This is a genomic window from Mesorhizobium sp. WSM4823, from assembly GCF_055811195.1.
Genome location: NZ_JBVVQL010000012.1, coordinates 14,059 through 40,021, shown reverse-complemented (window position 1 = coordinate 40,021; position 25,963 = coordinate 14,059). Strand labels below are relative to the sequence as shown.

At 62.3% G+C, this 25,963-nt stretch carries 19 protein-coding genes; 7 read left to right on the top strand and 12 right to left on the bottom strand.

The window, feature by feature from the left end; genetic code table 11:
* Position 1: 1 nt before the first annotated feature.
* Entirely contained in the window at positions 2–1,477 is a 1,476-nt protein-coding gene (locus AC0L26_RS24445; protein ID WP_473634894.1) for a sensor histidine kinase, read from the top strand.
* On the top strand, positions 1,477–4,431 hold the full coding sequence (locus AC0L26_RS24440) for a bifunctional [glutamine synthetase] adenylyltransferase/[glutamine synthetase]-adenylyl-L-tyrosine phosphorylase (RefSeq protein ID WP_473634893.1): 2,955 nt from the start codon (positions 1,477–1,479) through the stop codon (positions 4,429–4,431). The genes AC0L26_RS24445 and AC0L26_RS24440 overlap by 1 nt, the downstream gene beginning before the upstream one ends.
* A 97-nt stretch (positions 4,432–4,528) precedes the next feature.
* Here the strand turns inward: AC0L26_RS24440 and AC0L26_RS24435 are convergent, their stop codons facing one another.
* Entirely contained in the window at positions 4,529–6,856 is a 2,328-nt protein-coding gene (locus tag AC0L26_RS24435) for a PAS domain-containing sensor histidine kinase (protein ID WP_473634892.1), read from the bottom strand.
* A 334-nt stretch (positions 6,857–7,190) separates the two neighbouring features.
* Positions 7,191–9,836, bottom strand: a complete 2,646-nt coding sequence (pepN, locus tag AC0L26_RS24430) for an aminopeptidase N (RefSeq protein WP_473634891.1) — start codon at positions 9,834–9,836, stop codon at positions 7,191–7,193.
* A 154-nt stretch (positions 9,837–9,990) separates the two neighbouring features.
* Between pepN and AC0L26_RS24425 the strand changes: the two genes are divergently transcribed.
* Together AC0L26_RS24425 and AC0L26_RS24420 are read left to right on the top strand one after the other, a co-directional pair.
* Positions 9,991–12,297 carry a xanthine dehydrogenase family protein molybdopterin-binding subunit gene (locus AC0L26_RS24425; RefSeq protein ID WP_473634890.1) on the top strand — a complete coding sequence of 769 codons (2,307 nt, stop codon included), beginning with the start codon at positions 9,991–9,993 and terminating at the stop codon, positions 12,295–12,297.
* Between the two features lie 44 nt (positions 12,298–12,341).
* Positions 12,342–13,244 (top strand): DMT family transporter, encoded by a 903-nt coding sequence (locus tag AC0L26_RS24420; RefSeq protein ID WP_352929835.1) that lies wholly within the window; start codon positions 12,342–12,344, stop codon positions 13,242–13,244.
* On the opposite strand, the gene AC0L26_RS24415 is transcribed toward AC0L26_RS24420, so the two are convergent.
* The 3 genes from AC0L26_RS24415 to AC0L26_RS24405 all read right to left on the bottom strand — a co-directional run bounded on the left by AC0L26_RS24415 (position 13,245) and on the right by AC0L26_RS24405 (position 15,971).
* Entirely contained in the window at positions 13,245–14,057 is an 813-nt protein-coding gene (locus tag AC0L26_RS24415) for a helix-turn-helix domain-containing protein (protein WP_473634889.1), read from the bottom strand.
* A 93-nt stretch (positions 14,058–14,150) separates the two neighbouring features.
* Entirely contained in the window at positions 14,151–15,038 is an 888-nt protein-coding gene (locus AC0L26_RS24410) for a uracil-DNA glycosylase (RefSeq protein ID WP_473634888.1), read from the bottom strand.
* 288 nt (positions 15,039–15,326) lie between these two features.
* On the bottom strand, positions 15,327–15,971 hold the full coding sequence (locus tag AC0L26_RS24405) for a hypothetical protein (RefSeq protein ID WP_473634887.1): 645 nt from the start codon (positions 15,969–15,971) through the stop codon (positions 15,327–15,329).
* A gap of 400 nt (positions 15,972–16,371) precedes the next feature.
* Between AC0L26_RS24405 and AC0L26_RS24400 the strand changes: the two genes are divergently transcribed.
* Complete coding sequence (locus AC0L26_RS24400; RefSeq protein WP_473634886.1) at positions 16,372–18,051, top strand: electron transfer flavoprotein-ubiquinone oxidoreductase; 1,680 nt, start codon at positions 16,372–16,374, stop codon at positions 18,049–18,051.
* Between the two features lie 93 nt (positions 18,052–18,144).
* Here the strand turns inward: AC0L26_RS24400 and AC0L26_RS24395 are convergent, their stop codons facing one another.
* A complete protein-coding gene (locus tag AC0L26_RS24395; RefSeq protein WP_473634885.1) occupies positions 18,145–19,140 on the bottom strand; it encodes a catechol 2,3-dioxygenase in 996 nt (331 codons plus the stop codon).
* Between the two features lie 110 nt (positions 19,141–19,250).
* Complete coding sequence (locus tag AC0L26_RS24390) at positions 19,251–19,580, bottom strand: MoaF-related domain-containing protein (protein ID WP_473634884.1); 330 nt, start codon at positions 19,578–19,580, stop codon at positions 19,251–19,253.
* Between the two features lie 182 nt (positions 19,581–19,762).
* Here AC0L26_RS24390 and AC0L26_RS24385 point away from each other — a divergent pair, with 182 nt between their 5' ends.
* Together AC0L26_RS24385 and AC0L26_RS24380 are read left to right on the top strand one after the other, a co-directional pair.
* Entirely contained in the window at positions 19,763–20,815 is a 1,053-nt protein-coding gene (locus AC0L26_RS24385; RefSeq protein ID WP_473634883.1) for a LacI family DNA-binding transcriptional regulator, read from the top strand.
* Positions 20,816–21,188: 373 nt separating this feature from the next.
* A complete protein-coding gene (locus AC0L26_RS24380; RefSeq protein ID WP_473634882.1) occupies positions 21,189–21,791 on the top strand; it encodes a DUF922 domain-containing protein in 603 nt (200 codons plus the stop codon).
* A gap of 7 nt (positions 21,792–21,798) precedes the next feature.
* On the opposite strand, the gene AC0L26_RS24375 is transcribed toward AC0L26_RS24380, so the two are convergent.
* From AC0L26_RS24375 to AC0L26_RS24355, 5 genes are all read right to left on the bottom strand, one after another.
* A complete protein-coding gene (locus AC0L26_RS24375; RefSeq protein ID WP_473634881.1) occupies positions 21,799–22,830 on the bottom strand; it encodes an endonuclease/exonuclease/phosphatase family protein in 1,032 nt (343 codons plus the stop codon).
* A 94-nt stretch (positions 22,831–22,924) separates the two neighbouring features.
* Entirely contained in the window at positions 22,925–24,385 is a 1,461-nt protein-coding gene (locus AC0L26_RS24370; protein ID WP_473634880.1) for an AMP nucleosidase, read from the bottom strand.
* A 149-nt stretch (positions 24,386–24,534) separates the two neighbouring features.
* Complete coding sequence (locus AC0L26_RS24365) at positions 24,535–24,729, bottom strand: hypothetical protein (RefSeq protein WP_473634879.1); 195 nt, start codon at positions 24,727–24,729, stop codon at positions 24,535–24,537.
* Between the two features lie 34 nt (positions 24,730–24,763).
* Positions 24,764–24,916, bottom strand: a complete 153-nt coding sequence (locus AC0L26_RS24360) for a hypothetical protein (RefSeq protein ID WP_473634878.1) — start codon at positions 24,914–24,916, stop codon at positions 24,764–24,766.
* 314 nt (positions 24,917–25,230) lie between these two features.
* The gene (locus tag AC0L26_RS24355; RefSeq protein WP_473634877.1) at positions 25,231–25,575 is read right to left on the bottom strand and encodes a DUF2147 domain-containing protein; all 345 of its coding nucleotides are present in this window, start codon (positions 25,573–25,575) and stop codon (positions 25,231–25,233) included.
* Positions 25,576–25,963: the final 388 nt, after the last annotated feature.

Sequence of the window (25,963 nt, the reverse complement as noted above, 5' to 3'; positions counted from 1 at the left end):
CATGGCTCTTTCCATGCCTGCCATCATGAAGACGACGGCAGCGCGGCTTTCGGCGCTCTATCTCCTCTTGTTCGCCATCTGCGCGGTGCTGCTCGTCTTCTACATGACCTCTCTGTCGGCGCGCATGCTGACCGCGCAGACGCAGGAGACCATCAACGACGAAGTGCTCGGCCTCGCCCGGGCTTATCAGCGCGGCGGCCTGCCGGTTCTGGTGCGTGTGGTCGAGCAGCGTTCCCGCCAGCCCGGCGCCAATCTCTACCTGATTGCCGATGCCAACGGCCAGATCCTGACCGGAAACGTGCAGAGCCTGGAGCCGGGCGTTCTCGAGGCAGAGGGCTGGACCACTCGTCCGTTCTCCTACCGGCGCTTCGGCGAGGGCGCGCTGGAGCGGCAACGCAACCCGGTGGCCGACGAGAATGAGACGCAATCCGGCGAGAGTGAAATCCAGGCGGAAGGCGAGAAGGGACATAACGCTATCGCGCTGGTGCTGCGCCTGCCCAATCAGATGATCATGCTGGTCGGCCGCGACCTCGGCGAGCCGGAGCGATTCCGCGCCGTCATCCGCCGCGCGCTGATGCTGGCGCTGGGCATGATGGGACTCGGCGGGCTTTTGATCTGGTTCTTTGTCGGGCGCGCGGCGCTGAAGCGTATCGACTCGGTGTCGGAAGCGAGCCGCCGCATCATGGGCGGCGATCTCTCCGGCCGGCTGCCGGTCACCGGCGCGGGCGACGAGTTCGATCGTCTCTCCGAAAACCTCAATTCCATGCTGGCTAGGATCGCCACGCTCAACGAAGGGCTGAAGCAGGTCTCCGACAACATCGCCCACGATCTGAAGACACCGCTGACCAGGCTGCGCAACCGAGCCGAGGCGACGCTTTCCGGCAAGCACAAGACCACCGACTTCCGGCAGGCGCTGGAAGCGACCATTGCGGAATCCGACCAGCTGATAAAGACCTTCAACGCCATCCTGATGATCTCCAGGCTGGAAGCGGGCTATTCCTCCGAAAGCATCAGCCGGGTCGATCTGGCCGCCTCCGTGCGCGATGTCGTCGAGCTTTACGAGCCGGTGGCGGAGGAGGCGGGGGTAACACTCGATACTTCGGTGCAGGGCGCCTTCGTCGTCGAAGGCAATCGTGAGCTGATCGGCCAGGCACTGTCGAATATTGTCGACAACGCGATCAAATATTCGACCGACTCAACCGCCAGGCCCACCGTTCGCGTTGCGCTTGAACGCGCCGGCAGCGAGATCAAGCTCTCCGTCTCCGACAATGGCCAGGGCATTCCCGACGATGCCGATCGCGCCAGGGTGACCGAGCGTTTTGTGCGGCTGGAAAAAAGTCGCTCGCAGCCGGGCTCCGGCCTGGGCCTCAGTCTCGCCAAGGCTATTATGACATTCCACAACGGGCGGCTCGATCTTCTGCCGGGCAATCCTGGATTGTCGGTAGTCATGAGCTTTCCCGGACGGGAGGATCGCTGATGCCAGTGAAGGCGGCTGCGGAACAGACCAACCGGCTCTTGAAGCCGGTCGCAAAGCTTGTGCCCCTGGATCAGAGCCAAGCCCGGCGGGAATTGTCTGAGATCGCTTCCACCGCGCAGGAGGAGGGGCTTACCCGGTTGGCGAAATTCCTGGCCGGCAGGGGCGCCGCCCAGGATTTCCTCGCCGCGGTGTTCGACCTGTCGCCGTTTCTGCGCGACACAGTGCGCCGCCGCCCTGAGATTCTCGATGCGCTTTTCGATGGGACGGTCGAGGCCCGGCTGATTGCGATCGGCGCAGCGATCGACAAAGCCTCGCGAGGCGAAGCCATCTCCGAAAGCCGCCTGATGATGGAATTGCGCCAATGGAAAGCGGAAGCCCATGTCTTGATCGCGCTGGCCGATCTTGCAGGCGAGGCTGAAACCGCCATCACAGTGCGGCGGCTGAGCGATCTTGCCGACGCCTGCACCCGCGCCGCTGTCGACTTCCTGCTTCGCGACGCGCACGAACAGGGCAAGCTCAAACTGCCGGATCCCGAGGATCCGGCGCGCCAATCGGGCTGGATACTGCTCGGCATGGGCAAGCTTGGCGCGCATGAGCTGAACTTCTCCTCCGACATCGATCTCGTCGTTTTCTTCGACCCGCAGGCGCCTGCCGTCATCGATCCGCTCGATGCGACGGAGCTGTTTTCGCGCCTGACGCGCCGGCTGGTCCGCATACTCCAGGACCGCAACGAACACGGCTATGTTTTCCGCACCGACCTCCGGCTTCGTCCCGATCCTGGTTCGACGCCGCTGGCGATCCCGGTCGAGGCCGCACTGCGCTACTACGAAGCGCGCGGCCAGAACTGGGAGCGCGCCGCCATGATCAAGGCGCGTCCGGTGGCCGGCGATCTCGCCGCCGGTGCTGCGTTCCTGAAGGAGCTCCAGCCCTATATCTGGCGCAAATACATGGACTACGCGGCGATTGCCGACGTTCATTCGATCAAGCGCCAGATCCACGCCCATAAGGGGCATGGCGAGATCGCGGTGAAGGGCCACAACGTCAAGCTCGGCCGCGGTGGCATTCGCGAGATCGAATTCTTCGTCCAGACCCAGCAGCTCATCGCCGGCGGCCGCTTCCCCGAGCTGCGCGGCCGCGAAACCGTGCCGATGCTTGGCCAGCTTGCGGCACGCGGCTGGATCACGGCCGAGGCGTGCGACGCGCTCGCAGGGCAATACTGGTTCCTGCGCCGCGTCGAGCATGCCATCCAGATGATCGCCGACGAGCAGACGCATATACTGCCGGAAGATGACGAAGGGCTTGAACGCATAGCACGTATGCTCGGCTTTGCCGATGCCACGGCCTTTGCCAAGGCGTTCCGTGCCGCACTTCATCAGGTTGAACGCCACTACGCCGCACTTTTTGAAACCGCGCCCGAGCTTTCGGCGGGCATCGGCAACCTGGTCTTTACTGGCGATGTCGACGATCCCGACACCTTGCGGACGTTGCAAAGCCTGGGATTCCAGCGGGCGAGTGACATCTGCCGTGTTATCCGCGGCTGGCATTTCGGCCGCTATCGCGTCACCCAGTCGGCCGAAGCGCGCGAGCGGCTGACCGAACTGACGCCGGCGCTGCTGCAGTCCTTCGGCCAGACGCGCCGGGCAGACGAGGCGTTGATACGCTTCGACGAATTCCTCGCCGGCCTGCCCGCCGGCATCCAGCTGTTCTCGCTGCTGCAGTCCAATCCAGCCCTGCTGAAGCTGCTGGCCACGATCATGGGCGCGGCTCCTCGGCTGGCCGCTATCATCACGCGCCGGCCGCATGTGTTCGATGGTCTTCTGGATCCGGCCCTTTTGACCGAACTGCCGGACCGCGCCTATCTCTCGGCGCGTCTCGCTGCCTTCCTCGAAGGCGACAGGGCCTATGAGGACGTGCTCGACCGCTTGCGCATCTTTGCGTCCGAGCAAAAATTCCTGATCGGCGTCAGGCTGCTTGCCGGCTCGATCGATTCGGCCCGCGCCGGCCACGCCTTTTCCGATCTGGCCGATCTCACCATCGATGCGGCGCTGCGGGCAGTGATCGCCGAGTTCGCGCTCCGCCACGGTCGCATCGCCGGCGGCACTGTTGCGCTGCTCGGCATGGGCAAGCTCGGCAGCCGCGAATTGACGGCCGGCTCCGACGTCGACCTCATCCTGCTCTATGATCACGACACCGATGCCGAAGAATCCGACGGCGACAAGCCGCTCGCCCCGTCCCACTATTACTCCAGGATGACGCAGCGGCTGATATCGGCCGTGTCCGCACCGACCGCCGAGGGCGTTCTCTACGAGCTCGACCTTCGTCTTCGGCCGTCCGGCAACAAGGGGCCGGTGGCCACTCATGTCGATGCCTTCAAGAAGTACCAGCGCAAGGACGCCTGGACATGGGAGCATATGGCGCTCTCCAGGGCTCGCGCGATCGGTGGCGATAAAGCGCTGTGCGCCGAGGTCGAGGCCGAGGTGGCAGCGGTACTTGCCCTGCCGCGCGACAGCGCCAAGGTGATGGCCGAGGCGTCCGAGATGCGTGCGATGATCGAGAAGGAGAAGCCGCCGCGCGATCTCTGGGACATCAAACTGATCCCCGGCGGTCTCATCGATCTCGAATTCATCGCCCAGGTGGCGGCGATCACGGGAAAGATTGAAGCCGGCCGCCGTGTTACCGGGACAGCGGAAGTCCTGTCGAGGCTGGCGCCGGATTTCGCCGACGCCCAGGTCAGGCAGGAGCTTTGCAATGCCTATGCGCTCTATCTGGCGCTGACCCAGATGACGCGGCTCTGCCTCACCGGCGTATTCGAACGGGACGACGTGCCGCCGGGGCTCTCGGATCTGCTTCTGGCGGTCACCGACCTGCCGGATTTCGGTGTGCTGGAAGCGCACCTCAAGGAGACGTCGCAAAAGGTCAGAAAGGATTTCGATCTTCTGCTCCGTGCGAAGTGATCCTGACGGCACAACGCCAAACGGCTGTTTCGAATAGCACCGGGCGCTGGCCCTCCGGTGCTCCCGAAAATTCCAACCATTTCACGACAACAGAGGGTCAGGCGGCGGCCCTGACCGGCTGCGTCGACCTCTTGATCGGAATGCGCACCGACACGATCGTGCCAACGCCTTCGGTGGATCGGATTTTCAGGGCGCCGCCTTGAAGCTCGGCCAGCGAGCGTGAAATGGCAAGGCCAAGGCCGGAGCCGGCATGGCTCTTGGAAAACTGGTTCTGCACCTGTTCGAACGGCCGCCCGAGCTTGCTCAGCGCCTCCTTCGGGATGCCGCAGCCATTGTCTTCGATCGTCAGCACCAGCGCGCTGGATGTGTTGCGGGCCCTTACCGCGATGCGGCCGCCCTGGCCGGTGAATTTCACCGCGTTCGACAGGAGGTTGATGATGATCTGCTTGATCGCCCGGCGATCGGCGAACAGCGTCAGTGAATCGGGGATGCGGGTTTCGACGGTGATCGACTTTTCCGCCGCCTGCAGCGAGATGACGCGCACCGTTTCCCTCATCAGCGGACAGAGGTCGATTTCTTCCTGATCCATCGAAAACTGGCCGGCCTCGATCTTCGACATGTCGAGGATGTCGTTGATGACGCCCAGCAGATATTTGCCGCTGCCGTTGATGTCGGTGGCATATTCCTCGTAGCGCGGCGAACCCAAGGGCCCGAACAGCGCCTGTTCCATCAGCTCCGAGAAGCCGATGATCGCGTTGAGCGGCGTGCGCAACTCATGCGACATGTTGGCCAGGAATTCGGATTTGGCCCGGTTCGCGGCCTCGGCGCGCTCGGTTTCCTTCATGTATTTGCGATTGAGCTCGACCAGCTCGCGCGACCGCTCTTCTTCCGCCCGGCGGGCAAGGCTGAGGTCGTGGATCGTCGCCATCAGCCGGCGCTCGCTGTCGACCAGCTTCTCCTGGTGCAGTTTGATCTGGGTGATGTCCGAGCCGACCGAGACGGTGCCGCCGTCCCTGGTCCGAAGCTCGTTCACCTGCAGCCAGCGCCCATCGGCAAGCTGCCGCTCGAAGGTCACGCCGCCTTGCTGCCCGTTGAGATTGGCAAGCCGGCGCTCCGACGCGAAGGCGAGCATGCGTTCTTCCAGAACGGTGCGCGAGGCGCCCGGCATCACATCGCGATCCGACAGGCCATTGTCCTGTTGGTACTTGGAATTGCACATGATCAGACGTTGGGTCGAATCCCAGAGCACGAAGGATTCGTTGATGTTTTCGATAGCCGTTCGCAGGCGAAGATCCGCTGCCTCGGAGCGCAGCGCCAGGTGCCGCTGCTCTGTGACGTCGACGGCAATGCCGATCAACTGGATCTCCGGCGCTTCCGGGTCGATGACCTGCGCCCTTGCGCGCATCCACACCCATTGTCCGTCGGCATGGCGCATCCGGAACACCTGGTCGATGTGATCGATCTCGCGTGCGACGATTCTGTTGGCGAGCTGGAACAGGTCGCCATCCTCGGGATGGATGATCTCGTCGACCTCGCCGAACGACAGCATCGTGTCGCAGGGCTCGTAGCCCAGCATGTCATACATCGAGCGCGACCAGTACATCTTGCCACGCACCATGTCCCAGTCCCACAGGCCGCAGCGACCGCGCACCAGCGCCATATCGATGCGCTGGTGCGCTTCGAGATAAATGCGGTCGGCGGCCTGGGCGCGCGCCGCCTGGCCGAAATAGGCGTAGAGGACGATGATCAGCACGCCGGCTGTCAGCACAAACAGGGTGACGTTGAGCGAAACGGTCTTTCGCCACGCCTCGAAGACCGCTTCCTGCGGAACGAGCGCTGCGGCAGCACCGTTCCTGGCATTTGCCAGGCTCATCGCCGCATACCAGTCCTGGCCACCGATGCTGACCTCCATCACCCCGGCGCGGTCGCCGAACATGAATAACGGTTGACCGCCCTGGGCTATGGCGTCGAGCGACCGCCCCTTCCAGCCCGTCGATTGCGGTGTCACGGCAACGATCTTGAACGCGCCGTCGGTGACCGCAAGCACGTGGCTGCGGCCCATGGCGCCCAGACGGCTAATGCCCTCCAACAGGTCTTGCGTCGCCCCAGGCGTTGAGGTCAGGTTGGCATTGACGGTAATCGAACTGGCCAGTTGGCCCGCCGCGAGCGAGAGGATCGCCTTGGCGTCGCGTTCTACGTCGTCGCGCTCGTTCATCAGCGACAAGAACCGCAGCGCAGCGATGACCAGCAGGAAAACGATGATCAGGGCCGGTATCGATCGGCGCAACAACGGCTCGGCTGCCAGGAGCCGTCGGTAGGCGGGTTCGGCGATGAGCCGAGCGTTACCGGCGAGACCGTCTCGTCTCGCCTCACGTCGCTCAAAAGCCGTCCCTCCGGGCGCGCCCCACGCGTCCGCCTTCGCCATAAATGGCTCTCCCCGATTTCAAATCTGCTTGACGATCCGGCGACGCCGCACTTCCGAATCTTCAGCTAAAGAATCAAAGGTGATTCGCCTTGTCCAGAGGCGCGGCGAAAAAAGATTAAAAATCGACTAAAATAATGGCTAAAGCGCCGATATCCCGCCCCTCTTGAGGGGAGTGTGGTCCGTTGCCGAGAGGGGTCCTCGGCGAAGCGCTCCGTCTTTAAATCGAAGGTCGAGGCAGGTGGGGTCGGTCGAGGCCGCGCACTGCCGCAGCGACCCCACCCGTCCATCCGCCTTCGGCGGCTGTCCACCCTCCCCTCAAGGGGGAGGGGAACCCTCACGCCAAGGTCCGCTCGACGATATCCCGCAGATCGGCCGACAGGTTCTCGACATTGCCAATCGACAGCAGCGCTTCCCTTGCCTTGGCCTGACGGGCAGGTTCGAGCGAACGCCATGATCTGAGGGCCGTCGCCAGCCTGGCGGCCAACTGCGGGTTGCGCTTTTCGACCTGCAGGACCGTTTCGACGAAAAACCGATAGCCTTCGCCGTCGGTGCGGTGGAAGCCGGTCTGGTTGGCGCTGGAAAACGTGCCGACGAGCGAACGCACCCGGTTCGGATTGGTCATCGAGAACGCCGGATGGCCGGTCAAAGCGCGCACCGCATCGATGGTTTTCGGGCCGGGCACGCTGGCCTGGATCTGGAACCATTTGTCCATCACCAGCGGATCGGTCGCATATTTCACTTCGAAGTCGGCCAGTGCCTTGACCGCCTCGGGCGAACCGCTGTGACGGAGCGCAAGCACGGTCAATGCAGCGGCGCGGTCCGTCATGTTGGTGGCGGACTGGAAATGCCGAGCCGCAAGCGCAGCACCTTCCGGCAGCAGCGAAAGATAGTCGAGCAGGATGTTGCGCAGGGCCCGGCGCCCGGCGCTTGCCGCATCCGGACTGAAAGTGTCCTTGTCGGCAAGCTGATCGTAGAGATCGGAGAATATCTCTCGGTTGGCTCCGGCGATCGCGGCCGTCAGCGCCTCGCGAGCCGAGAAGATGGCATCGGGGTCGATGTTCTTGCCGATGTCACGGGCGATGTCGGCTTCGCTCGGAAGCGCCAGAGCCAGCGCCCGATAGGCCGGCTCGAGTGTCCCGTCGCCGGCTATTTTGCCGGCGAGCTTGGTCAGCCGTGATGCGAAACCAGGCCGCTTGCCGCCGAGGACCTGGCGGAAGGCTGATATCAGCGCGTCGGTCAAAAGCGTGTTGAACGCCTGCCAGCGTGAGAAGGTATCGTCGTCGTGGCCGGCAAGAAAGAACTGATCGTCGGGCTTCTGCTCGACGGAAAGCGTCACCGGCGCCGAGAAGCCTCGGTTGAGCGACAATGCCGGGCGCTCGGCAACGCCCGAAAAGCGCACCATGTGCCGGCGCTTGCGGATATGGATGACACCGTCCTCGACGCTGGCGCCCTCGACACTGCTGAAGGTTATCGCCTTGCCATCGGCGCCGACCAGGCTAAAGGCCAACGGAATATGCATCAGCCGCTTGCGGCTTTCGGACGGCGTTGGCGGCACCGACTGCTCGATCTCCAGCGTGAATTCCTGGGCTGCCGGATTGTGCGTCGAACTGATCGTCAGATTGGGCGTGCCCGCCTGATGGTACCAAAGCGAAAATTGCGACAGGTCGCGGCCGGACGCATCCTCGAACACTTTGATGAAGTCCTCGATCGTCGCAGCCTTGCCATCATGGCGCTCGAAATAGAGGTCCAGGCCGGCCCGGAACGTCTCGGCGCCGAGAATGGTGCGGATCATGCGCACGACTTCCGAGCCCTTTTCGTAGACCGTCGCGGTGTAGAAATTGTTGATCTCGCGGTAGCGTCGCGGCCGCACCGGATGCGCCAGAGGTCCCTGATCTTCGGGAAACTGATGCGCCCTGAGCGTGCGCACTTCGGCAATGCGTTTCACCGCTCGCGAGCGCTGGTCGGCGGAAAACTCGTGATCGCGAAAAACCGTCAGTCCTTCCTTCAGGCAAAGCTGGAACCAGTCGCGGCAAGTGATTCTGTTGCCAGTCCAATTGTGAAAGTACTCATGCGCGATGATCGCCTCGATATTGGCGAAATCGGCGTCCGTCGCGGTCTCCTGGTCGGCCAGCACATATTTGTCGTTGAAGATATTGAGGCCCTTGTTCTCCATCGCGCCCATGTTGAAGTCGGATACGGCAACGATGTTGAAGACGTCGAGGTCGTATTCGCGGCCGAACGCCTCCTCGTCCCATTTCATCGACCGTTTCAGGGCGTCCATGGCATAGCCGGCGAGCCCTTCCTTGCCCGGCTCGACATAAATGCCGAGCTCGACCTCGCGGCCGGACAGCGTGACGAAGCTGTCAGCGACCTTGCCGAGCGCGCCTGCCACCAGCGCGAACAGATAGGACGGCTTGGGGAAGGGGTCGTGCCATCTAGCATAATGCCAGCCGTCGGCAAGTTCACCACTGCCCGCCGGGTTGCCGTTGGAAAGAAGCAGTGGCGCCTCATGCCGCAGCGCCTCGATGCGCACCGTATAGACGGACAGGATGTCAGGACGGTCGAGAAAATAGGTGATGCGTCGAAAGCCCTCGGCCTCGCATTGCGTGCAATAGACATTGCTGGAGCGATAGAGGCCCATCAGGGCTTCGTTGTGTACCGGCGCCAGCTCGGTTTCGATCAGGAGCTGGAAGCGGGGTGCTGCGGGCGGCGCGGTGATCGTCAGCTGATCGGGCGTGGCAAAAAAATCCGGCGGCGCAAGTGTGCGGCCGTCGATTGCGACGCGGGTGAGCGTCAGGCCATCGCCATCCAGCACCAGAGGCACCGACGCCGCTATGCCGCCGCGACGTTCGACCGTCAGCACGGCAACGACGCGGGTGGCCTCTGGCGACAGGCGGAAAGTCAGGCTGGTTTCCGGAATGAGATAGTCGGTGGGGCGATAGTCTTCGAGCTTGAAGACCTGGCCGGTGTCCGTGCGCATTCCGTGGGTTTCCTGTCGATTCCCTAAGCGGCAAGTGGGTCCGCTGGTCCAAGTAATTTGAAGCCCGCGCTCTTTACACGAAACCGTCACTCGACAAAACTGGCGCAATGCCTATTTCAGGCACTCGTTCTCCAATCATCACCGCGAGGTACCGATGACCGTCGTCACACCGAAATTCGGCATGGGCGCCTCTGTGCTGCGTCGCGAGGACCAGGCCTTCATCAAGGGTCTCGGCCGTTATACGGATGACATCCAGCCCGTCGGGCTCCTGCACGGCTACGTCCTGCGCTCGCCGGCGGCCAAGGCAAGCTTCACCGTCGGTTCGACCGAGGCGGCCAGGGCCGCACCTGGCGTCCACCTGGTGCTGACCGGTGCGGATATTGCTCATCTTGGCAATCTGAAATCCGGCGCCATGCAGAGACAGCCGGACGGCACCAAGGCGCCGACCCGCGACATTCCGATCCTTTGCCGCGACCGCGTCAATTACGTCGGCGATGCCGTCGCCTTCGTCGTCGCCGACAGCCGCGCGCTGGCGCAGGACGCGGCCGAACTGATCGAGGTCGATTACGGTGGCGAAGATGCCGCGTCCGTTACCGCCACGGCGCTTGATAAAGGCACGCCGCTGGTCTGGCCGGAACTCGGCTCCAATCGCGCCTTCAGCTATCACATCGGCGACAAGGCGAAGACCGCAGCAGCATTCGCCAAGGCTGCCAACGTCACCCGGATCGAATTCATCAACAACCGGTTGGTCTGCAATTACATGGAGCCGCGTTCGGCGATCGGCGAGTGGAACACGCAAGAGAACCGCTTCGTGCTGACGACGGGTTCGCAAGGCGTGCATTCCATGCAATCCATTCTGGCCGGCGTGTTCAAGATCAAGAAGGACCAGCTGCGCGTCATCACGCCGGATGTCGGTGGCGGCTTCGGGCCGAAAACCTTCGTCTATCGCGAGTATCCGCTGGTGCTCGAGGCAGCCAGGCGGCTTGGCCGTCCGGTCAAATGGGCCGGCGACCGCACCGAGCACTTCCTCACCGATGCACAAGGCCGCGACAATGTCGTGAGGGCTGAAATGGCGATGGACAAGGACGGCCGCTTTCTCGGCATGAGGGTCGACCTTCTCGCCAATATCGGCGCTTATGTCTCTCAATACGGCCCGTTCATCCCCTATATCGGCGTCACAATGTCGACCGGCGTCTACGACATCCAGGCGCTCGACGTTTCGGTGACCGGCCTCTACACCAACACCTGCCCGGTCGACGCCTATCGCGGCGCCGGCCGGCCGGAAGCGGCATTCCTGCTGGAAAAGCTCGTCGATGCCTGCGCCCACGATCTCAGCCTTCCCGTCGAAGAGATCCGCCGGCGCAATTTTATCAGGCCTGAGCAGTTCCCCTATCGCACACAGACAGACCGCCTCTACGATACTGGTGAATTCGCAGGTCATATGGACCGTGCCATCGAACAGGCGGAGTGGCAGGCGTTTCCGGAGCGGCTGGCGCAGTCGAAGGCGGCTGGCAAGATCCGCGGCATCGGCATGGCGACCTATATCGAGGCCTGTGCCTTTGCGGGCTCTGAACCGGCCTTTGTCGAACTGAACGGCGACGGCACGGTGACGCTGAAGATTGGCACCCAGACCAACGGGCAGGGACACGCGACCGCCTATGCGCAATTCCTCTCTGAAAAGCTCCATCTCGACATCGACAAGATACATGTCCGCCAAGGCGACACTGACGAGCTGAAGGCCGGCGGCGGCACAGGCGGCTCGCGCTCCATTCCCCTGGGCGGCGTATCGGCGTCTCGCGCAGGCGAGGATCTGGCCAACAAGATCAAGCGCATCGCCGCGGATGAGCTGGAGACCTCGGCCGGCGACATCGAATTGTCCAAGGGCGTTGCCCGCATCGTCGGCACCGACCGCACCATCGATTTTTCGAGCATCGCCAAGGCCGCCAAGGACCCGGACGATCTCAAGGGTTTTGGCGAATTCGTCCAGGACGAATGCACCTACCCGAACGGCACCCACATCTGCGAGATCGAGATCGATCCCGACACCGGTATGACGGAGATTGTCCGCTATACGATCGTCGACGATTTCGGCGTCACCGTGAACCCGATCCTGCTGGCCGGACAGGTGCATGGCGGGGTCGTCCAGGGCATCGGCCAGGCGCTGACCGAGAACACGATCTACGGTGAGGACGGGCAGCTGTTGACAGCGAGCTTCATGGACTATGCCATGCCGCGCGCCGACGATTTTCCGTTCTTCCATTTCGAAACCCGCAACGTGCCCTCGACCACCAATGCACTCGGCATCAAAGGGGCAGGTGAGGCGGGCACGATCGGCGCAACGCCTGCCGCGCTCAACGCGGTGACGGATGCGCTCTATCGCGCCTACGGCATCAAACACATCGACATGCCGGCGACGCCGGCGCGCATCTGGGCAGCAATCGAAGAAGCAGCTGGTAAGTGAGTCTTTCGGATCACTCCGGTGGGCACAACACGCTCACCGGGATCATGCTCAAGATCGTGTCGGTGGCGGTCTTTGTCGGCATGTCGTCCTGCATCAAGGCGGCGGGCACCGTGCCGGCGGGCCAGATCGTCTTCTTCCGCTCCTTTTTCGCCATCTTTCCGATCATCGTCTTCCTGGCATTCCAGGGAAAGCTCCGCACCGGCTTTTCGACCAAACGCCCGCTCAACCACATTGCGCGCGGCGTTGTCGGCGTCTGCGCCATGGGCCTCGGCTTCTTCGCGCTGACGCGGCTGCCGCTGCCGGAAGCGATCACGCTGAACTACGCACAGCCGCTGCTGGTGGTGGTGTTCAGTTCGATCTTTCTGGGCGAAACGATCCGGGTTTATCGCTGGAGCGCGGTTGCCGTCGGACTGGTCGGCGTGCTGGTCATCTCATGGCCGGAACTGACCCTGCTGAGTTCGGGTGCAGCACTCGGCGATCAGGAGGTGCTCGGCGTCATCGCCGCCCTGGTCGCGGCAGCGATCTCGGCCGTAGCCATGCTGCTGGTGCGCAATCTCGTCCAGAGCGAGCCGACGGCAACCATCGTGCTGTGGTTTTCGGTGACGGCGAGCGTCCTGGCGCTGCTTTCGCTGCCGTTCGGCTGGCAGGCGCTGACGCCGGTGCAGGCGGGTCTTCTGGTTCTTTCAGGTTTTTGCGGCGGGGTCGCTCAGATTCTGATGACGGCAGCATATCGCCATGCCGAGGCTTCGGTCGTAGCGCCGTTCGAGTATACCTCGATGCTGCTTGGCATTGTCGTCGGCTATCTCGCCTTCGGCGACGTCCCGACGGTTCATATGCTCATTGGCGGCCTGATCGTCGTCGCCGCCGGCATCTTCATCATCTGGCGTGAGCGCCAGCTTGGCCTCGAACGTGCCCGCACCCGCCAGGCGACCCCGCCGCAAGGATAGTCAGGACGGCTCCGCCCGCTCCTTCGCCAATCGCACCAGCACCGTCCTTGTCTGTTCATCGGCGGGGAAAAAGGACTCGATAGCCAGCTCTGACAGCGTCACGTCGAGAGGTGTGCCGAATACGGTGATCGTGCTGATGAACGACAGCACGGCATCGCCATGGGCAAGCCGCAGCGGGTGCACGATCGCGTTAGGCTCGACCGGCACCGGCCGCGCGCCGCTCAGGCCGGACGGATAGGTCCGGAGCTCGCGTTCCAATTCGACCAGGACCGGGTCGCCTGAGGCGTCGTTCTGGTGTTTCAGCCGGTCGAGGAGATGCGCGCGCCATTCGGCGAGGTTGACGATGCGCGGCGCGACGCCACCCGGGTGCAGGCTGAGGCGCAGCACGTTGACCGGGGACTTCAGCAACGAGGGCTCGGCGACATTGGCCAAGAATGGGCCGATAGCAGCGTTCGCCGATACCAGGTTCCAGTGCCGGTCGACGGCCAGCGCCGGGAAGGGTTCGTGCCCCTTGAGCACGATCTCGACGGCCGCCATCGCCGGCGCCAGCGAGGCATCGGTGAGCGAACGCTCGCTGAAGCTAGGCGCAAAGCCCGCCGCCAGTAGAAGCTGGTTGCGCTGCCTGAGCGGGATCGATAGCTGCTCGGCCAAATGCAGCACCATGTCGCGAGAGGGTGCCGCACGGCCGCTTTCCACGAAGCTCAGGTGCCGCTGCGAGATTTCGGCTTCCATCGCGAGATCGAGTTGGCTCATGCGCCGGCGCGTGCGCCATTCGCGAATGAGGCTGCCGGCGGAAGTCTGGGATGCTGTCATGGCGATATGACTAGGTCGGCGGCGGACGCTTTTCAATTACCGGGCAGGTTATAGCGCTTCTCCCGGCTTTGCGGGGCGAGGAAACGCTGGTCGTCAACCCAGCGCCCGCAACTTCGCCTTCACTTCAAGGAAATCCCGCCAGGCCAGTTTCTTGTGCGCGGGAGTTCTCAACAGATAGGCAGGGTGAAGGGTCGGCATGGCGGGAATGGCAATGCCGGAGGCGGTCGTGTGGACGCGCCAATTGCCGCGCAGCCGCAGGATGCCCTCGCTGGTGTTGAGAAGCGTCTTTGCCGAGGGGCCGCCCAGGTTGACCAGCACCTTCGGATTGACCAGCTCGATCTGCCGTTCGATGAACGGCCGGCAGATCTCGGTCTCGTGCGGTGTCGGGGTGCGGTTGCCCGGCGGCCGCCAGGGGATGACATTGGCGATGTAGGCCGACGTCCGGTCGAGGCCGATCGCGGCCAGCATTCGGTCGAGCAGCCGGCCCGAGCGGCCGACGAACGGCAATCCCTCGATGTCCTCGTCGCGGCCGGGCGCCTCACCGACCAGCATGACAGCGGCATTCGGATTGCCGTCGGCGAACACCAGGTTCTTGGCGGTGAATTTGAGATTGCAGCCGTCGAATGCCGCCATGTGCTGGCGAAGCTCGTCCAGGGTTGCCGCGGTCGTCGCCAATTGGCGCGCTAAGGCGGCTTGCTGCTCGTCGGGCACGGTCGCCGCCCCGGACGGCGCGCGGGCTACCGGTGCCGCAACTTGCCTTTCGCCCATTTCGGCGCGTGCCACGCTCGTCGAGCGCGGCAGTGCGGCGTTTTCACCAGTTGGCTGCCTAACTGTCGCTGGCGCCCGCTCAGGCGGCTTTGACGCAGCCTCGGCAAACCGGTTCAGCGGCTCCTCTTCGAGCGCTTCATCGACGCCCGCGCTAGCGTAGAAGGCCAGCAGGTCCGCGATATCAGGTCGGTTGTCTCGGGAAACGGCAGTCATGCTTCACATTCGGCCGCGCGGCAGGAATTTGCAACATCGTGATTGGCGCGATGCTTCATGATTTCGTCATCCTGGGGCGGAGCAGGAGCGAAGCGACGTTGCGAAGACCCCAGGATCCATGCCGTAACATTGGAGCGCCGCAGCGGTGCAGATCCCTGTGAGCGGAGGCGGAGCCAAAAACAGCCTTCATTCTGGGCCGTCACATTCTTCGGCGGCAGCCACGGCATGGATTCCAGGGTCTCCGCGACGTCGCTTCGCTCCTGCTTCGCCCTAGAATGACGAAGTATGTCAGCTCGACGGTATACGCGGATCCTGCACGAGATAGAACGTCCAGCGCGGCGTGTAGTCGGTGATCAGGTAATCGAAGCTTGCCGTCCTCAGTGGGTCGATCTTGCCGCTTTTGAACAGCAGCCGGTCATAGGGTTCGAAGTCGCGATCGAAATCGGCAAAGCTGCTCGACCAGATGTTGTCAGGCGTCTTGTTGCGCTGGTCGAAGGACAGGCCGTCGCCGAACACACTCGGCCGGTGGAGCATCTCCTGAAGTTCGAACTGGAACTCGACCCAGGCCTGGCCGCTGTTGTTGAGCACGTCGATGCGCATATACATGAGGCCGTTGGCAAATTGGCCCGCGGTGCCGAACGGCTGGATCGGCTTTGTCGTGCGGATGGTCAGTGTCACCGGTGTTGCCGAATTCAGCTCTTCGGTGATGACAAGTGGGTCCTCCTTTGTCCCGATGCCCGAGGCGCTGGTGATGCGGAAGCCGCCGAGTTCGTCGGAAAAGGAGTAGGCTCCGGTCGCCCAGACCTTTTGCGGATCGGCGCGGGCCTCAATGGGCGCCAGCGACCAAAGGATCAAAGCGAGCGCCCGGCAAATCCGTCCGGGCGAGGAAAAAAAGCGCGTCGATGAAAAGCCGGTCGGCCCGTATATGCGCATGGCGCGAAGTATGGACGATAAGCAAGCCGTCGAACAATTAAAAACGTGAGGGCGGCGGCTCTGCTTGGAATGGCTTGCTGGAATGGCTTGCTGGAATGGCTTGCTGGAATGAGTTGCTGGAATGGCCTGGGCCCGGATCGATGTTCTGGTGGACCCCAACCCGCGATCTTATAGTACAATGCGCGACTTTTTGACGAAAACGCCATTGTCACGTCAGCGCCGGTTTCGCGTCGCGAATTGATGCGCTATGCAGCGGATAAGCCAGCAAGATGCGCAAATGCGCTCGCATGACCGCAAAAAGTGAAATCACTTTTTGGAAAGGATCATGCGAAAATAAAAGTTGCCAGAGTGTCCTTTGCGCGTCCAATGGGCGCGCGGCACTCTGGGCAGTGAGGGGTTGATGAGCGATATCGAACGCGAAAGCATGGAATTCGACGTGGTCATCGTCGGCGCCGGTCCGGCGGGCCTCGCCGCCGCGATTCGTCTCAAGCAGGTCAATCCCGAGCTTTCCGTCGTCGTCCTGGAAAAGGGTGGCGAAGTCGGCGCCCACATCCTGTCCGGCGCCGTCGTCGATCCGATCGGCATCGACCGGCTGTTGCCGGGCTGGCGTGACGAAGAGGGACATCCGTTCAAGACGCCGGTCACGGCAGACCATTTCCTGGTCCTCGGCCCCGCCGGTTCGTTCCGGCTGCCCAACATCCTGATGCCGCCGCTGATGAACAATCACGGCAACTACATCGTTTCGCTCGGCAATGTCTGCCGCTGGCTGGCGACCAAGGCCGAGGCGCTGGGCGTCGAGATCTATCCGGGCTTTGCCGCCGTGGATCTCATTTACGGTGACGACGGCGCGGTCACCGGCGTTGTCACCGGCGATATGGGGGTCGAGAAGGACGGTACGCACGGCCCGGGCTTCGCGCCGGGCATGGCGCTGATGGGCAAATACGTCCTGATCGGAGAGGGCGCGCGCGGCTCATTGGCCAAGCAGCTGGTCGCCAAATACCATCTTTCCGACGGCCGCGAGCCCGGCAAATACGGCATCGGCCTCAAGGAGCTCTGGCAGGTCAAGCCGGAGAACCACAGGCCGGGCCTGGTGCAGCATTCCTTCGGCTGGCCGCTCGACATGAAGACCGGCGGCGGCTCCTTTCTCTATCATCTGGAGGACAACCAGGTGGCAGTCGGCTTCGTCGTCCACCTCAACTACAAGAATCCCTATCTGTCGCCGTTCGATGAATTCCAGCGCTTCAAGACCCATCCGGCGATCAAAGGCACGTTCGAGGGCGGCAAGCGGCTGGGTTATGGCGCCCGCGCCATCACCGAAGGCGGCTGGCAGTCGGTGCCGAAACTGTCCTTCCCCGGTGGCGCGCTGATCGGGTGTGCTGCCGGCTTCGTCAACGTGCCGCGCATCAAGGGTTCGCACAATGCCGTGCTTTCCGGAATGCTGGCGGCCGAGCATGTAAGCGACGCGATTACCGCCGGCCGTGCCAATGACGAACTGGCTTCTTACGAGGCGGCATGGCGGGCGACCGACATCGGCAAGGATTTGAAGAAGGTGCGCAACGTCAAGCCATTGTGGTCGCGCTTCGGCACCGTCGTCGGCGTCGGCATTGGCGGCCTCGACATGTGGCTGAATTCGCTGTTCGGCTTTTCGCCCTTCGGCACGCTGAAGCACGGCAAGGCCGATTATGCGACGCTGGAACCGGCCGCCAAGCACAAGAAGATCGCCTATCCGAAGCCGGACGGCGTGCTCACCTTCGACCGCCTGTCCTCGGTGTTTCTCTCCAACACCAACCACGAGGAAAACGAGCCGGTCCACCTGCTCGTCACGGATATGGATCTGCAGCAGCGTTCCGAACACGATGTCTATGCCGGGCCCTCGACACGCTACTGCCCGGCCAGCGTCTACGAATGGGTCGATAAGGATGGCAACGCCGCCGCCGATCCCACCGCGAAGGACGTGCGCTTCGTCATCAACGCGCAGAACTGCGTCCACTGCAAGACGTGCGACATCAAGGACCCCAACCAGAACATCAACTGGGTGCCGCCACAAGGCGGTGAGGGACCAGTTTACCAGAACATGTAGCGCAAGATATTAGCTATTACTAACTAGAACAGATCTGGCGAGCGTATTGAATGCTAGAAAATTGCCGTTCTGGTCTCGGCGCAAATACCGATTCTACGCCACGGCGGCGATAGTCTTATCCTCCACCGGCTGCGGCACCGGCGTTCCATAGACCCAGAAGGAATCCGGAACCGGAGAGCCGCTCCAGACCACGCCATCGGCGATCTGGGACGCTTCCCATACCACGGTTTTCCAGGCCGGATCGAAGATCATGTAGCCGGGATCGCCCATCACCTCGATGCGATTGCCCCCTGGTTCCAGCATGTACAGGAACGTTGCCCCGCCGATGCCGTGCCGGCCCGGGCCGTGCTCGATCGAAATCCCGGCTTCCCTTGCCAGCTCCGCCAGATCGAAGAGATGCTGCACCGAAGTGTAGTGGAAACAGACGTGGTGGAAGCGTCCACGCATCTCCGTCGGCTCCGGGACGATCGCAATATCGTGCGAAAGATTGGTCACGCTGAGCCAGCTCGCGATCGCCGACCCGTTGTCACCAACGACCCGCTCCCGCTCGCGAAAGCCCAGCACGTCAACCATGAAATCGCGGCAGGCGCCGGTGTTGGCGGCCATCAGGTTCAGGTGGTCGATGCGGCGAACCGGAATGCCGTTGAGCGGGCGCCTCTGCGGGCGATTAAGCAATTTCGTAGCCTGTCCCGGCGGTATGCTGATATAGTCGATGTCCCACAGCAGCTCCATCTGGTGCCCCTCGGGCGTTTCGAATCTGAAGGCTCGGCCATGGCCGGCGTCACCGTCGATCCAGCCTCGCCCGAGGCCGGTCGCCTCTATCGCTGCGACCCGCCGCTCCAGCGCCTGCGGGCTGCGCGTCCGCCAAGCGACGTGCCCCAGTCCGGCGTGCTGTGCCTCGCTCACCTTCAGCGAATGGTGATACTGCTCCTCATAGCCGCGCAGATAGGCCGACTTGCCGCGCCGCTCGGTCTCTTGCATGCCCATGAAATCCATGAAGAAGCGTAACGTCCCATCGAGATCGGGCGTCAACAATTCGACATGCGCCAGCTGTGCGACATCGAAGATTGGTTCGGAAAGGGTGTTCATGACGACACTCCTGAAGGGGAACGGGTCTATTTTGAGGGAAATATACTCCTGTATCCGTCAAGTGGCCGCACAACAGTTCGCGTAGTTCCGCGGCGCGGTGTGATGGCCTGTCAGGCCGCCGGTACCGGCTGAATGATCCCCTGCGCACAGAACAGTTGCCCGTCGGCCAGCCGCGCATAATTATGAACGACTTTGTTCTCATGATCCTGAACCTGCACGACGAAGTTACCGCTCTGCTCCGTCCAGCTCATTATAAAGAGATCAGGGCGGACGCCTGTCAGATCGCTCTTCACGACCTCGTCGATCTGAGTAGCGCCGATCGTCGCCCGCACATGCAATTCTGTCGGCGACAGAACCGTCAGCCGAGGCACGAACGGGCCGAATGCACAGTCGAAAGTCTTTCCGACGAGCGATGTCGGGCCACCATTGGTCGCAGCCATTTTATTCTCCTGGATGATTTGGCGCTCACACGCCCAGAGTTGGGCACACGAGCCTTCGTTGAGACAGAATGCTTGAAAACTGCTATTTCTGCTAATTGGAGCGCTCCAATGCAAGGTTTGCCTTTTATAGTGACGAGTCAAGAATAACTTGGAGCGCTCCAAAAAAGTGTTTAACTGAAGGAATGAACCATTCCAAAACGCCGACCCTCGCGGATGTCGGGAGAGTCGCCGGGGTCTCCCGCGGCACAGTCTCCAATGTCTTCAACCACCCAGACCTCGTGCGGCCCGATGTGCGCGAGCGTGTCGAGGCTGCGGCGCAGCAGCTTGGTTACGATGGTCCCGACCCCAGAGGACGAGTGCTGCGGGACGGCAAGTTCAACGCCATCGGATTTATGCCGCCGGGCGCCTATGCCATTGCCGACGTGATCAGAAGCCCATATGGACGAGAACTGGTGCTTGGCGTTTCGCTTGCGTGCGACGAAGCCGGGGCGACGCTGAGCCTAGTCAACGGTACGGACGAAACGCGCACCTCCACCATCCGGGAGGCGTTGGTTGACGGCTTCATTTTGGGCCATAGCGTAGACATCGATCTGATCACCTCGGCGCAGCGCCGGCGCCTGCCTTTTGTCATCCTCGAAAGCGATGCCGGCCCGGATATCAATTCGATCCGGATAGACGGCAGGAGCGGAGCACTTATGGCTGTCGGGCATCTGGCTGCTCTCGGGCATCGGCATTTTGTGATCCTCTCCATCCGGCGCACCTCCGGACCGCCGATTGTCCATATGCCGGGCAAGGGCAAGCGCGCGATCACCGCGGGCTTTCAGCTCGACTATGAAAGGCTCGAGGGCTTCGCCCAAGGCTTGGGGGAGGTCAATCTGTCGATCGATGATGTCCCGATCATCGAAACCATCCCTGGGGAGCCTTCGGCCGGGGCTGTCGTGTTCGATCGATTTCCAGAAGCAACGGCAATCCTGACCATGTCGGACTGGCAGGCAATTACTGTCCTCGACGAAGCGGTTCGTCGCGGCATAAACATACCCGATCACGTGTCGGTTGTGGGCTTCGATGGCACCGCGGAATCGGCACGCACCACGCCCCCACTCACCACTGTCACACATGACATCGCCGGGAAGGGTCGCCTTGCTGCCCAGATGGTGTTTGAAAACGGCCAGCCGAGGCAGATCATCATGTCGGTTGAACTGGTAGTCCGCGGATCGACGGCCCCGCCGCGTTAAGGAATTCCACAAGGATCGCGATCAGCGCGCAACGTGGCGCCCTGCCGAACGCATGGCGCGTCGCCGCAGGCGCTCAAGGCGCCCACAGGATTCATTCGATTTTCAGGGAAGCCGCGTTTGCTCCAGCAAGCGGACGATCGGGAACTCGGGTGTATTGAGATTCAAATCAGACCGCGCCGAAGAATCTCGCCTGTTCAATATGCGATCGAATACGTCGCCGCCATGCGTGGATCAATGGAGCACAACGTCAGCGTGTGAAGTCCGTCGGGACCGGCGACCAAAAATGATGGCCGCTATATTTGCGGCCTCTAAAAAACGTTGAAGCGGCGCGGCGCTTGTGGTTCCTTTCCTTCCTGACCCGGAGAGATGAGACATGCGCCTGGCGGTTCTGACGTGCCTTGCAGCGATTGGCGCTTTGTGCGGCTTCGCACCGTCGGCATCGGCTGACACGAAGGTGCTGGTCAAGACCCGAACCTACGACATATCAGGAACCACGGGCGCCGCACTGATCGAAGCCATGGACCGTAAGGGTCCGAAGAGGCATGGCTTCATGACGCACGCCATCGCGCTGACCGCCTATACTGTAAATTGGGACCTTGAGGTCAGCAGGGAGGGCGGTGTCTGCCGTCTGCGGCAGGCCAATGGGACACTCGATCTCACCTACACCTTACCCCGAATGACCTCAGCCGCGACGCCGGAGCTTCAGAAGCGCTGGAAGCGGTTTTTCGAGGGCGTTCGTGCTCATGAGCATAACCATGGCCGCATCGCCAAGGTGATGATGCGGGCCACCGAGAAATCGATCACGGGACTGGAATTCGCCGACAACTGGGTTTGCAGCAAGACACACCGCGAGGCGAGGCGTCGGATCAAAGCCGTCTATGCCGAATACGAGGCGAAACAGAACGCCTTCGATGCGCGCGAGCATCGCGACGGCGGCCATGTCGAGCACCTCGTTCGTGCTCTGGTGCGCAAGTAGTCGGCTCTCAGCTTCGGGTCTTGCGGTTCTGTGTAACGAATGCGGTCGCGGTTTCATCCTCGTCGGCCGGCTTTTTCTCTTCCCGCCTAAGCGAGAATTCCACCATCACCGGAAGATGGTCGGAGCCATTGTTTTCCAGCCTCGACACCGAATGGATGAGAACCGCGCCCTTGCTAAAAATCTGGTCGATCGGCAGTCCGGCGAAGCGCAGGAAATCCGGCAGCTTCATATAGAGCCAGGTCGGCCCGGGCGAGGGCGCGACGGTCAGCTTGCCAAGAGCTGCGACGCGCCGGATGGCGGCGCTCCACGGCACTGCATTGCAGTCGCAAGCCATGATCGATGTTTCGCCAAGCGAGGCGAACTCCTCCGACAACCCGCCGATCTGCCGTGATTGGTTGCGCGGCCATGGCCAGGTGAGATGCAGGGCGGCGACGTCGACATCGGTTCCGCCGAAATCGACCGTCGCGATGGCCATCGCTCCACGTCTGTCGCAGCGCGGTTGCGTGCCGGCGGTGAACGGCCGTCTGGACAGCAGCGCGACGCCGAACACGCCATTGGGGTAGGGGCAGAGGATGCGGTAGGGATAGGCGCTGGTGATATAGCCAAGCTCGGTCGTCCACATCTCCGACACTTCATCGAGAGTGATCACGTCCGGATTGGTCCGGCCGATCAGCGACAGCACTTTCTTCGGCGTCGGATTGTTGAAGCGCAAATTCATCTGCAGCAGGCGGTAGACCGGCTGGTCACCGGGCTTGGCGACATAGGCCGCCTGCACCTGCCACAGGCGCGGCAACGCGTTCGACGTGGTGGCAAAGGCGGCCACGGCAAAGAGCAGCGCTGTGGCTGCCTGCAGGCGAAACGAGGTCGCGAGCAACGGCAGCGCGCAAAGCGCCATCAGCACGGCAAGATGAACGCGGAAATGAGCGAAGGAATCGAAGGCCGGATGCAGCGCTCCGAAGAACCCGGCCACCAGCGCGACCGAGCAGCCGAGCATTGCGACGAATGCCACCGATACTATCAAGTTTCGAACGCGTGCCATCTCGTTGCTTTTCGGTAGAATTGCGGCTCAATCAAGATGACGAAGTGCCCTGGCGCGCTGTTACGAGGCTCCGGCCGATGAAGGCCGATCGGTCCTACTGGAACGCCGTCTCCGAAAAGCTTCTGAGCTTGCGCGAATGCAACCGTTCCATCGGCATCTCGGCCAGCTTTTCCATCGCCCTGATGCCGATGGTCAAATGCTGTGCCACTTGCCGCTTGTAGAATTCGGTCGCCATGCCAGGCAGCTTCAGTTCGCCATGCAAGGGCTTGTCGGAGACGCAAAGCAGCGTGCCATAGGGCACGCGGAAACGGAAACCATTGGCGGCGATCGTCGCCGATTCCATGTCGAGCGCGATCGCCCGTGACTGCGACAGCCGCTGCACCGGCCCGCGCTGGTCGCGCAGTTCCCAGTTGCGATTGTCGATGGTGGCGACGGTGCCGGTGCGCATGATGCGCTTGAGGTCGTAGCCGGAAAGGCCTGTGACTTCGGCGACAGCCTCCTGCAGCGCCACCTGGATCTCGGCCAGCGGCGGGATCGGCACCCAGACCGGAAGATCATCGTCCAGGACATGGTCTTCCCTGACGTAGGCATGCGCCAGCACATAGTCGCCCAGCGCCTGGGTGTTGCGCAGCCCGGCGCAATGGCCGAGCATCACCCAGGCATGCGGCCTGAGCACTGCGATGTGGTCGGTGATCGTCTTGGCGTTGGAGGGGCCGACGCCGATATTGACCATGGTGATGCCGCCATGGTTCGGCTTCTTCAGATGATAGGCCGGCATCTGCGGCAGGCGCGGCGGCGCCACGCCTGCGCTAGGCGCGCTTTGTCCAGCCTTGGTGATGACGTTACCCGGTTCGACGAATTCGACGTATCCGCCGCCGCCCTTCGCCATCAGCTCATGCGCACGGGCAACGAATTCGTCGATGTAGAACTGGTAGTTGGTGAACAGCACGAAATTCTGGAAATGCTGGGGACTGGTCGCCGTGTAGTGCGACATCCGGTGCAGCGAATAGTCGATGCGTTGCGCCGTGAACGCCGCCAGCGGCCTGGCTTCGCCTAACGCCACTTCGAACGTGCCGTTGGCGATCTGGTCGTCGGTGCCGTCGAGATCCGGCACGTCGAACAGGTCGCGGATCGGCCGCCTGATGCGTTCGGCCGCCGCGCCATCGACATGGGAGCCTTCCAGGAACGCAAAATGCAGCGGGATGGGCGTCGTCGATTCCGAAACCGTGACCGGAACGCCGTGATTGCGCATGATCAGGCGAAGCTGTTCGATGAGATAGCGTTCGAAAAGGACAGGCTGGGTTATGGTCGTCGAGAAATGGCCAGGCGTCGGCATGTGGCCGTAGGCCTGCCGCGAGTCGATCTGGGTGAACGACGTCGTGGTGACGCCGACTTCCGGATAGAAGGCCCGATAGCGCTTGTTGTTGTCGCCGCCTGCGGCGAGCGCCGTGAACGAATCACGCAGGAATTTGGTGTTGCGGTCGTAAAGCACCTGCAAGGCCGCGACGGCCTTTCCAGCATCATTGAAGCTCTGCCGGCCGAACGGCTCCGGCATCACGACTGAGTCTATGGCCTGGGGATAGATTCGCTTTTCCATGACCCAATATAGAGGCTTGGTCAGGCGGTTGGGAGGGGGTATGCCGGCCTGAGCGTGGCCAAAGCGTCGTTTTTTGCTCGAATGGTTTCGATGAAGGTCGATCGGGCCTAGCCGCGCCGCAGGCTGACCAACAGCACAAAGCCGACGCCGTTCTTCTTTAACGCCGGCGCTTCGATCGTCGAGCCGGCATCGGCGCGCAGCGTCGGCACGGCCAGAACCGGCGCTGCAAGGACCATCAGGATGAGCGTCGCCCGCGGCACAAGTCGAAGGATCTTGAAGGCGTTGGCGACGATGCGGTTCATGGCGTGTTGTTCTCTCTAAAGGTCTTTGTCGGCGTCAGTGGCGAAGGTGGCTCGGGCAACCGAACCGGCAGGAATTAGCCTGGTCCCAGGAGCGCGCCGGACGGCCAGCCTCGGCAACGAGGATGGCGAACAACATGCCGAACAGGCTCACCAGCAGGCAGACGATGGTAAAGCGGCGGGCGAACATTGCGTGGCGTCTCCTTCAACACGCATGAGAATGCCCTGATGCGACTGAACCGGTTCTGATGCCGGCGTTCATCTGCGGTTCAAATTAATCAACGGAGTGTTGAATGCCCGCCGTGCAGGGCGCCGTCGCCGGTCACGAGCGTCGCAGCAGTCTTTCTGCCGACTCCCGACGTCGCTCACACGAACGAAGGATGCGCAAAATTGCTGGTAGTGCGGAAGCCGCGGCCTGACGATCGGTCCGTTGTCGCGAAGAGATGCCGTAACAGAAAACGGGGCATCGCGGCCCCGTTTTTCAATTTGTGACAGCGGAAACGATCAGAGCTTGTGCCAGGTCTGGCTCTTGCAGATCAGTCCGCCGAGCACGCAGCCGCTCATCTTGAGCGAGGCGCCCGAGACCGAGGCCTTGCCCGAATAGGTCTTGTCGGTTTCCGGATCGGTTATGGTGCCCGTATATTTGTTGGCGCCGGACACCTTGAACGAACCGATGCGCTTGCCGGCAAACTTGCCCGATTTGAGCGTAATGGAATATGCACCGCCGCCGCCCGCGATAGCGGCGGTCGCACCGGCCTGCGTTTTCCAGTTGCCTTCGATCGGATCGGCCCAAGCCGTGCCGGCCGTGATCAGTGTGGCCGCAAGGGCCATGCCGATTTTACGAAACATGTTTCTCCTCCCTGCAGGCATCCGGCCGGGTATTCCGCCTCCGTCTGCCGTTTACGCAAACGTAAGCTAATCCACCTCCCAGCAAAACAAAAGCGGTGCCGCTGCGGAAGACTTCAGGATTTTCTGGCGGTCCGAAGCGGTCTCGCCGGCGAGAAATGAAACGATGGGCATGCCGGCTTTGTCTCCCGTGGTTAGCGGAGTCTTGATTTGCGCCTCACAAATTTTCGTCAAATTTAGCCCAAACCGCCGAAATTGCTGGTTTTGCATCCTTAACGAATTCCCGCGTTTACCTCTTGTTTTAGCTTTGTTTTCCTCAAATTAAGCACACCGTTTAACGACGGATTCAAGCCTTCGCTTCATTCTCGAAAGCATCGAAAGAGCGGCCACC